Annotated in this window: 2 tRNA genes and 2 rRNA genes; all 4 read right to left on the reverse strand. The window is 48.3% G+C overall.

The window, feature by feature from the left end:
• A 23S ribosomal RNA gene (locus tag GTP55_RS29195) occupies window positions 1-120 on the reverse strand; the annotation flags it as partial.
• 167 nt (window positions 121-287) lie between these two features.
• Window positions 288-363, reverse strand: a tRNA-Ala gene (locus GTP55_RS29200).
• A gap of 25 nt (window positions 364-388) precedes the next feature.
• Window positions 389-465, reverse strand: a tRNA-Ile gene (locus tag GTP55_RS29205).
• An 81-nt stretch (window positions 466-546) separates the two neighbouring features.
• A 16S ribosomal RNA gene (locus GTP55_RS29210) occupies window positions 547-662 on the reverse strand; the annotation flags it as partial.

Raw genomic sequence — 662 nt, forward strand, 5'->3', positions numbered from 1 at the left:
ATTCGGAAATCTGCGGATCAAAGCTTGTTTGCTAGCTCCCCGCAGCTTATCGCAAGCTACTACGTCCTTCATCGCCTGTAATCGCCAAGGCATCCACCATGTGCACTTATTCACTTGTCCCTATAACCTTGACGGCTATAGTTCAAGCATTTACTACTTTGTGATGATGAGTTTTACTACCCAGGCATGTATCTGTCGACACACACCTAATAAAACTTTACTTCTTCCAGATTGTTAAAGAACGATACTGCTTTTACCTAAGCATCTCTTGCTTACGTAAAAACAGGTGGTGGAGGATGACGGGATCGAACCGACGACCCCCTGCTTGCAAAGCAGGTGCTCTCCCAGCTGAGCTAATCCCCCATGGGTACCACTTAATACAGGCAACTGGTAGGGCTGGTTGGACTCGAACCAACGACCCCCGCGTTATCAACACGGTGCTCTAACCAGCTGAGCTACAGCCCCAATATTTGCTGTTCTCTAATTCATTACAGTCGATAAGTGTGAGCGCTTGAAAGTGATTCCGAAGAATCCTGCAAACTCTAGAAAGGAGGTGATCCAGCCGCACCTTCCGATACGGCTACCTTGTTACGACTTCACCCCAGTCACGAATCCTACCGTGGTAAGCGCCCTCCTTGCGGTTAAGCTACCTACTTCTGGTA

The organism is Duganella margarita (assembly GCF_009857535.1).
In the GTDB taxonomy this organism is placed as follows: Bacteria; Pseudomonadota; Gammaproteobacteria; order Burkholderiales; family Burkholderiaceae_D; genus Rugamonas; species Rugamonas margarita.